The following is an 8,417-nucleotide window of genomic DNA, read 5'->3' as shown; positions in this document are numbered from 1 at the left end:
GAAACCGACGACCCCTCCGCAGCCAGAATCAGGGCCCTGTACACCTCACAGAACGGCGCTCCCCCTCTGGTCCAACACGGCCAACTACCGAAAAAGCGTAGGAAAGGCTCACCCGAGGACGAACGGCAGGCTCGGCAGCGGATGTACAACCTCCTCAAGCCTGAATACCGGGCGAGTCCCGCGGAGGAGAAGGTACTGAGGGATGCAGGGATTCCGCTGCTGCCACGCGTAGACGGCGGTTACCACATCGACCCGCAGGTGGAGCGGGAGGCTGATGAAGACTCTGCACAGGCCGGAGCCGAACGCGCCTTCGACATCGCGAAGTTGTACGGCCTGGCACCAGGATTCCCTGCCCTGGTCGAGCACGGCATTCTGCCGGAGCTCCGCAAGAAAGGCGTGCCCAAGTGGGAACAGAAGATCCGGCTGCGACTGCAGGACCTCCTCAAACCTGATAAACGGGCGAGTCCCGCGGAGGAGAAGGTACTGAGGGATGCAGGGATTCCGCTGCTGCCACGCAAGGGCGGCGGTTACCACGTCGACCCGAAGAGGGTGAAGCGGGAAGGCAATCGAAAAAAGGCGGCAATTTCTGGCGTGTCAGCTCTGCCGCCCTCACAGCAACCCCCGGTACCCGCCCCTGCCTGCTCACCGCCCACGACAGCGGCACACACCTGGCCGGCACACCCCGCCATCCATACCGACGCGCAGGTATGGGACTGGCAGAACCAGAACTGGTATCCGGAACAGTCGGTATCGATGCCGACAGGAGCAATGCCGGTTTCCGGCTTCGAGCCGGCGGAAACCCTGCCCGTACTCCCGCAGGGGATGCCGCTCCACCTCTCCTTCCAGCAGCCTGTGAGCGAGTACCCGGTCACAGGCGACTGGAACACGGTGTACTACAACGGCGAGCCCGGCCCGTCGCATGTCGGCAGCAGCCTGCCAACCGGCACCATGCCGTCATGGACCGACGGCCATACCTACCCCGTCCCGGCAGGCCCCGGCGCCGCCGCCATGCAGTACCAGCCATTCCCGCCCGGCTGGACAGCACCTCCTCAGCCGACCACCACATACCCGGATCCCGCACACCGGCCGCCGCCGCGCCCGGCCCGGCACCACCAACCCAAGAAGAAGAAACACTAGAAGCCCGGCAGACCACGCCTGCCCGCCAAGGAGCACCGTCAGGGGTGCCCCGTGTCCGAGCGCAGCCGGGAACCCGCGGGAGTGCCGTACGCCTCGACCGCACGGACGCCCACCTGCCGAGGGCACCGGCCTCGCGCTCGCGGCAGCGGTCCGCCGGCTCGTCCACCACGCCCGCAGGCCCACGTGACACATACCCCCGCGCCGGCTCAGGCCCGACCGGCCCGGTCCCGGGCGAGCGCCGGTATCAGACGCAGCGCGTTGTCCCGGTTGATGCCTCGGAGCTGGTGGCCGGTGATGGCCGGGTCGTTGTCCAGGGCCGGTGCCGCGACGTCGGAGACGACGTGGGCGGAGGTGGGCGGCCAGTCGGTGCCGTAGAGGATCCGGCCGGGGTCGACCGTGGCCATGAGGGTGGGGGTCGAGCACGGGGACATGGGGCCCGCGGTGTCGTAGTAGAAGCGGTGCAGGTAGTCGCGTATCCGGGACGGTTCGATCTCGGGCGTGAGATGGTCGCTGAGGAGCTCCAGGCGGGTGGCCATGTAGGGGAGGAAGCCGCCGCCGTGCGGCAGCACGAAGGTGAGGTCGGGGTAGCGGTCCAGGGTGCCGTTGAGGATGAGGTTGATCGCCGCGCGGGTCGTGTCCATGAGGAAGTCACACATGAACGGCGGCAGGCCCGGCACGCCCGCCCCGTCGGCGCTGCCCGAGGGTACGTCCATCGGGTGCGTGCTGATGACCGCGCCGCGGTCGTTCAGCTCGCCGAGGAGGCGGTCGTGGGAGGGGTCGCCGAGATAGACACCGCCCGCGCTGGTGCGGGTGCTCACCCCGACGGCGCCGAGGTCGTCGAGACCGTACTTCAGCGACCAGCTCGACAGATCCAGGTCGTCGAGGAAGACCGGCGTGAAGAAGGTGAAGCGGGTGGGGTGGCTCGCGGTGACTTCCGCCGCCGCGTCCAGCGCGACCCGTGCGCTCTCCTCGCGTTTGCCGCGCTCCTGGATGCGGCCGAGCATGGCCACGGTCATGACGGTGGTGCGGATCCCCGTACGGTCCATGAGGGCGAGCGCGGAGTCGAGGTCCCAGCGCGTCCACCAGGGCAGCCGCTCACGCCGGACCAGGCCCTGCGTCTCGGCCCAGTCGAGCCAGGCGGGCGCGGTGAAGTGGTGGTGGACGTCCACGCGGGAGGTACGGGCGTCGTCGTCGGCCGGAGCAGTTGATATCACAGCGGGTTCTTCCTTCGTTCCGAAGCGGGGTTCAAGGGGAGGCGCTCAGAGGCGCCCGTCGGATGTCGTCGCCAGTGGCTCCTGCGTCGCGGTCGTCCGACGCGGCTCAGCCGTGGCGTTCGGTGCCGTCTCGCGGCGCAGCACCGTCATCAGCGTGTCCGTGAGAGCCCGTTCCGGGTCCGGTACGAGCCTGGGCGACCGCCAGGCCACGAAGCCGTCGGGGCGGACCAGGACGGCACCGGACTCCGCCGTGCCGTGCAGCGCGGCCCAGGCGGCCCCGTCCTGGGGGACCAGGTCCTGCCCCGCGCCGACGACGTAGCCCTCCACCGGAATGCCCAGGCGTGCGGTGACGCCGCGGGCCGCGGTGCGCCATGCCTCGCCTTCTGAACCGGTGAGGACGACGAAGGACCGTTCGCAGAGGTCCAGGGTGGAGATCCGGCGGCCGTCCCGGGTGGTCACCCACAGGTGGGGGGCCCGGCTCCCGGGAGCGCCGCCCAGCTCGAACTCGGCGGGCACGATCGCGGCGTCCGGGTCGGCGCCGACGACGGCGCCCGACGGGTAGCGGTAGCACAGGGCCACCGTCAGCGCGTCGGCCGGATCGTCCTTGCGCTTCTGGGGGGTGTAGCCCGGGTGTTCTTCCTCGCCCGCCTGGAACAGGGCGCGGGCGGTGGTCGCGAGCGCGACCGGCCGGCGTTCCGTCTGATACGTGTCGAGCAGCCCCGCTCCGGCCCAGCCGCGCAGGACGGCCGCGAGCTTCCAGGCGAGGTTGTGGGCGTCCTGGATACCGGTGTTGGAGCCGAAGGCCCCGGTGGGGGGCATCTCATGCGCCGAGTCACCGGCCAGGAAGACCCGGCTCTCGCCGTAGCTGTCGGCCACCCGGTCCGCCGCGTGCCAGGGCGCCTTGCCGGTGACCTCGACGTCGAGGTCGGGGACGCCCGCCGCGGCGCGGATGTGGGCGACGATGCGCTCGTCGGTGAAGTCGTCCAGCGTCTCGCCGCGTTCCGGGGCCCAGGGGGCGTGGAAGACCCACCGCTCACGGTTGTCCACCGGCAGCAGGGCGCCCTCGCCGGCCGGGTCGGTGACGTAGCAGACGACGAAGTGCCGGTCGCCGACGACGTCCTGCAGCTTCTTGCTGCGGAACGTGATGCTCACGTTGTGGAACAGCGGGCCCGGTCCCGTCTGGGTGATGCCGAGCCGCTCGCGCACCGGGCTGCGCGGCCCGTCGGCGGCCACCAGGTACTGGGCGTGCACGATGCGCGTCTCGCCGCTGTCCCGGTCCCGTACCTCCGCGTGCACCCCTTCGGCGTCCTGGGTGAAGGAGACCAGTTCGGTGTGGAAGCGGATGTCGCCGCCGAGGGAGCGGGCGTGGCGCAGCAGGACCGGCTCAAGATCGTTCTGACTGCACAGGCACCAGCCGGCCGAGGTGATCTGCGACAGGGACGGCCCCGTGTCGATCGCCTTGACGATCCACCGGCGGTCACCGCCGGAGAGCGTGCTCACCTGGAGAACGCCGTCGTTGCCCCCCAGGGCGCCCGCCGCGGCGCGGATGTCCTGCTCGACGCCCGCGGTCCTGAACAGCTCCATGGTGCGCAGGTTGTTCCCACGGCCGCGCGGGTGGGTGGACGTCGCGGCATGACGCTCGACGAGAAGGTGCTCCACGCCGAGGCGACCGAGAAACACTGACGTGGACAGGCCCACCAAGGAGCCGCCCACCACCAGAACCGGTACGGATTCCACGGCTCGTCTGCTCATCGACTGATCCCCAATCGTCTGTCGCCATCGTCTGTAGTCCGATGTAGTCCGAAGCCGAACGCCCCGGGACCGCAGGAACGGGCGGTTCGGGGTGTCCAACCGGCATCAACTCTTCGCCCGCTCCACGGGCCCCGCACCTTCTGTTCCGCCGATCGCGACGCCGCTCTCCCGCGCCGCCCCGGACGGCCTAAGGACGTTTGCTGGCGGGCACCCGCCGGGAACCGTCGAGGCCATGACGCGAACCCCCCTGCAGACCGAACCCGGATCCGCGGACCCCGCGGCCGCCGCCTCCCGGTGCACCCCCGACTTCCGCGCCAACCCGCACCCCGTGTACGCGGAGTTGAGGGAGACCGCCCCGGTGTGCCCGCTCCAGCCGCCGCACGGCGTGCAGACCTACCTGATCACCCGTTACGACGACGCGCGCGCCGCGCTGGCCGACCCGCGGCTGAGCAAGGACATGTACGGCGCCCTCGACGCGTACCAGCGCATCTTCGGCGACTCCTCCATCGCGCTCGACGACAACATGCTGTTCTCCGACCCGCCCAAGCACACCCGGCTCCGGCGGATCGTGCAGGGCGCCTTCACACCGCGCCGGGTGGAGTCGCTGCGCCCCCGCATCCAGCAGGTCACCGAGGAACTGCTGGAGCGCTGCCCGACCGACGCGTCCGTCGACCTGCTCCCCAACTTCGCGTTCCCGCTGCCGCTCCAGGTCATCTGCGAACTCCTCGGCGTGCCGGAGAACGAGCGCGAACGCGCCCACCAGTGGGCGGTGACCGTGGCCAAGACCGGATTCGGCCCGGAGGCGAAGAAGGCGCTGGAGGAGGCCGAGGGGAAGCTGCGCGACCTCCTGGTCGACCTCGTGGCGCGCAAGCGCAGCACGCCCGGCGACGACCTGATGAGCGCGCTCATCGCGGCCCAGGACCAGGACGGCGCGCTGACGGACCACGAGCTGGTCTCGACGGCGTGGGTGCTGTTCTTCGCCGGCCACAAGACCACCGCGTACCTCATCGGCAATGCCGTGTACCACCTGCTCTCGAAGCCGGACCAGCGCCAGGCGGCCCTCGCGAGCCCCGAGTCCCTGAAGCCGGCCATCGAGGAACTGCTGCGGTACGAGGGATCGGTGGAGAGCTCCACTTTCCGCCACGCCACCGAGGACATCCCGATGCGCGGTGTGATGATCCCCAAGGGCGCCCTCGTCCAGATCGCCCTCACGTCCACGGGCCGCGACCCCGAGGCGTACGCCGAACCCGACCGGCTCGACGTCACGCGGACCGGAGCCCAGCCCCACCTGGCGTTCGGACACGGACCCCACTACTGCGTCGGAGCGCCGCTGGCCCGCCTGGAGATGCACATCGCGCTCACCACGCTGTTCCGCCGGTACCCCGAGATCACGCTGGCCGTGCCCCCGCACGAGGCACGCTGGCTGACCGTGCCCTTCCCGGCGTTCCGCGGACTCGCGGAGCTGCCCGTGGTGCTCGATCCGCAGCGGATCGCCGGCTGAACACATCGCTGAATCCGCGCTGGGCGCGGCTCCGGGCGCATCCGTGCACTACGGGCGTTTCTGCTTTTCGGATCGGTGTTGCTGGGCCGGTCCTGACCGCGGAGAAGCCGTCTTCTTCGGCGTGCCGGTCCGGGAGGTGGATGGAGGTTCGAGTTCCCGTAAATAATCTTCGTGAATAATCTTCGGTCCCGACAGGAGAAACCGCCCCTCACCAACTCGTGGACCCTTTACGGGACGGCTTCAGGAATGTCACAACGCGACGGCATTCCTCAACCCCGCCTCCGGAAGCACCTGCGTAGCGGGCTGAACACTCAGGGCGCGTCCACCTGGGATCCGGATCCATGACAGGTCGGACCCGCCACAGCCCGCGGAAACACCCCAAGGGGCCCGCCAGGGGTGCGGGCCCCTTCTCGTAAGCCCACACGACGGAACGAAGACGGAACACAGACCAAACCATTTCAACGGCCGGCTGTGCCAGGAGCAGGCGTCCGGACCCCGCTCGACCGCCTCCCCCACCCGGTCGAGGGCTGTAAATCGTCCCGCATGAGCCGCTGAAGCGTCTCCATCGTCTGGAAAAACGGAACCACGACCTGCCGGTACTCGGGGGTCTCCAAGGCCACCTCTTCCGAGGCAAGCACGTCGCGGAGCAACCGCAGTTGCTCGTACAGCGGCAGCGCGACCCGGTAGACGTGATCAGGAGCGACCAGTCCCAGCTCCCTGAGCACGGACTTGGCCTCGGAGTGCTGCGGGTCGTTGTGAAAGGCGTCATGAACCGCGTGACGTCGCGCTTCTCCGGCTGCTCCCCGCGCGGACGCCATCACCATACGGCTGTGCGCCTGGGCCAATGCCGTCAGAAAACGCACGTATACGAGCCGCTTCGCATCGGCCCACCGCTGCTCCCTCTCCCGCCGCGAGCGGAGGGAATCGGTGATGACCGTCGCCCCGATCCCGAACAGCGCACCTACTGCGGCAACTGAGAGAGTCCCCCACTCCATGCCTGCAGGGTACGAACTACGTCGCACCGGATCCAGACGGCCTCAGAACCCGAAGATCCCGCACCTGCGAGGGCGGCCCTTCTCGTCGCGCCGAAGTCACGGGCCGCAGGACCCGCAGCCTCGCTGCGCCGATTCGTCCAGGCCGCGGATGCCGGTGAGCGCGGCTGCCGCCCGGACCTGCCGCCGATGCCTCCGCGATCCATGATCGCCGGGGTAATGACGCTGGTCACACGTGGAGCCCCCTGTCGGATTCGAACCGACGACCTTCGCTTTACAAGAGCGGCGCTCTGACCAGCTGAGCTAAGGAGGCGTACGCATGCGCGCCAGAGCAGTGTACCCACCTTCCTGAGGCGCCCTGTCGAAAATTTCCGCGAAGTTCACAGTCCCGCAGGTACTGACAGATCAGGGAAACGCCAGGTACCGTCCTGACTCAGTTCACTCCGGTGGACTACACCATCCACCTTCCTACTCGGATCGTCCGGCACGTTCCTGCCGGTAGAAGGGGGCCTACGCGCCATGGCCACTGTCACGTTCGACAAAGCGACCCGGATCTACCCGGGGTCCGAGAAGCCCGCCGTCGACTCGCTGGAGATCGCGATCGAGGACGGCGAATTCCTCGTTCTGGTCGGTCCGTCCGGCTGCGGCAAGTCCACCTCCCTGCGCATGCTCGCCGGCCTGGAGGACGTCAACGGCGGCGCCATCCGCATCGGTGACCGCGACGTCACCCACCTGCCGCCGAAGGACCGGGACATCGCCATGGTGTTCCAGAACTACGCGCTCTACCCGCACATGACGGTCGCCGACAACATGGGCTTCGCGCTCAAGATCGCCGGCGTCAACAAGGCGGAGATCCGCAAGAAGGTCGAAGAGGCTGCGAAGATCCTCGACCTCACCGAGTACCTGGACCGCAAGCCGAAGGCGCTCTCCGGCGGTCAGCGCCAGCGTGTCGCCATGGGCCGTGCCATCGTGCGTGAGCCCCAGGTGTTCCTCATGGACGAGCCGCTGTCGAACCTCGACGCCAAGCTCCGCGTCTCCACCCGTACGCAGATCGCGTCCCTCCAGCGCCGTCTGGGCATCACCACCGTCTACGTCACCCACGACCAGGTCGAGGCCATGACGATGGGCGACCGCGTGGCCGTGCTCAAGGACGGTCTGCTCCAGCAGGTCGACTCGCCGCGGAACATGTACGACCGCCCGGCCAACCTGTTCGTCGCGGGCTTCATCGGCTCCCCCGCCATGAACCTGGTCGAGGTGCCGATCACCGACGGCGGCGTGAAGTTCGGCAACAGCGTGGTCCCGGTCAACCGCGAGGCGCTGAAGGCCGCTGCCGACAAGGGTGACAAGACGGTCACGGTCGGCGTCCGCCCCGAGCACTTCGACGTCGTCGAGCACAACGGTGGCGCCAGCGCGTCCCTGGCCAAGGACAGCGCGGACGCCCCGGCGGGCCTCGCGGTCTCGGTGAACGTGGTCGAGGAGACCGGCGCCGACGGCTACATCTACGGCACCGTCGAGGTCGGCAGCGACCGCAGGGACCTCGTCGTGCGCGTCAACAGCCGCTCCGTCCCGGAGAAGGGCTCGACGGTGCACGTCGTGCCGCGGCCGGGCGAGACCCACGTGTTCTCGACCTCCACCGGTGAGCGTCTCTCCGACTGACGGCAGCCGCCGGAATAATCCCCGGCAATTCACCCAGGTTGACGAAGAAGGGCCCCGCGGGTTGCCGCGGGGCCCTTCTCGCTGTGGACAAATACCACACTAAACACCCGCATTTCGAGCAGTGTGCGTCAACACCCCACCCGGAAAAAGCCACTTCCCCGTCCC

5 protein-coding genes, 1 tRNA gene and 1 pseudogene are annotated in these 8,417 nt (G+C 69.1%); 3 read left to right on the top strand and 4 right to left on the bottom strand.

Translation table 11 applies throughout. The features are described from left to right. Nucleotides 1-1,137, top strand: a pseudogene (locus ACFYPJ_RS31535) (hypothetical protein); the annotation flags it as partial. A gap of 206 nt (nucleotides 1,138-1,343) precedes the next feature. On the opposite strand, the gene ACFYPJ_RS31530 reads toward ACFYPJ_RS31535, so the two are convergent. Continuing rightward, nucleotides 1,344-2,351: an amidohydrolase family protein gene (locus tag ACFYPJ_RS31530; RefSeq protein WP_389024599.1), complete on the bottom strand. Its 1,008-nt coding sequence runs from the start codon at nucleotides 2,349-2,351 to the stop codon at nucleotides 1,344-1,346. A gap of 45 nt (nucleotides 2,352-2,396) precedes the next feature. After that, nucleotides 2,397-4,103 carry an FAD-dependent oxidoreductase gene (locus ACFYPJ_RS31525; protein ID WP_389024597.1) on the bottom strand — a complete coding sequence of 569 codons (1,707 nt, stop codon included), beginning with the start codon at nucleotides 4,101-4,103 and terminating at the stop codon, nucleotides 2,397-2,399. Between the two features lie 232 nt (nucleotides 4,104-4,335). Here ACFYPJ_RS31525 and ACFYPJ_RS31520 point away from each other — a divergent pair, with 232 nt between their 5' ends. Next, the gene (locus tag ACFYPJ_RS31520) at nucleotides 4,336-5,604 is read left to right on the top strand and encodes a cytochrome P450 (RefSeq protein WP_389024595.1); all 1,269 of its coding nucleotides are present in this window, start codon (nucleotides 4,336-4,338) and stop codon (nucleotides 5,602-5,604) included. Nucleotides 5,605-6,062: 458 nt separating this feature from the next. Here the strand turns inward: ACFYPJ_RS31520 and ACFYPJ_RS31515 are convergent, their stop codons facing one another. Then, nucleotides 6,063-6,599: a hypothetical protein gene (locus tag ACFYPJ_RS31515; RefSeq protein WP_389024593.1), complete on the bottom strand. Its 537-nt coding sequence runs from the start codon at nucleotides 6,597-6,599 to the stop codon at nucleotides 6,063-6,065. A gap of 233 nt (nucleotides 6,600-6,832) precedes the next feature. Further along, nucleotides 6,833-6,909: transfer RNA gene (locus ACFYPJ_RS31510), tRNA-Thr, on the bottom strand. A 206-nt stretch (nucleotides 6,910-7,115) separates the two neighbouring features. Between ACFYPJ_RS31510 and ACFYPJ_RS31505 the strand changes: the two genes are divergently transcribed. Next, the gene (locus ACFYPJ_RS31505; RefSeq protein ID WP_389024590.1) at nucleotides 7,116-8,252 is read left to right on the top strand and encodes an ABC transporter ATP-binding protein; all 1,137 of its coding nucleotides are present in this window, start codon (nucleotides 7,116-7,118) and stop codon (nucleotides 8,250-8,252) included. Nucleotides 8,253-8,417 lie beyond the last annotated feature (165 nt).

Origin of the sequence: Streptomyces sp. NPDC006012 (genome assembly GCF_042871185.1) — a bacterium.
GTDB lineage: Bacteria > Actinomycetota > Actinomycetes > Streptomycetales > Streptomycetaceae > Streptomyces.
This window is presented reverse-complemented; position numbering and strand designations above follow the sequence as displayed.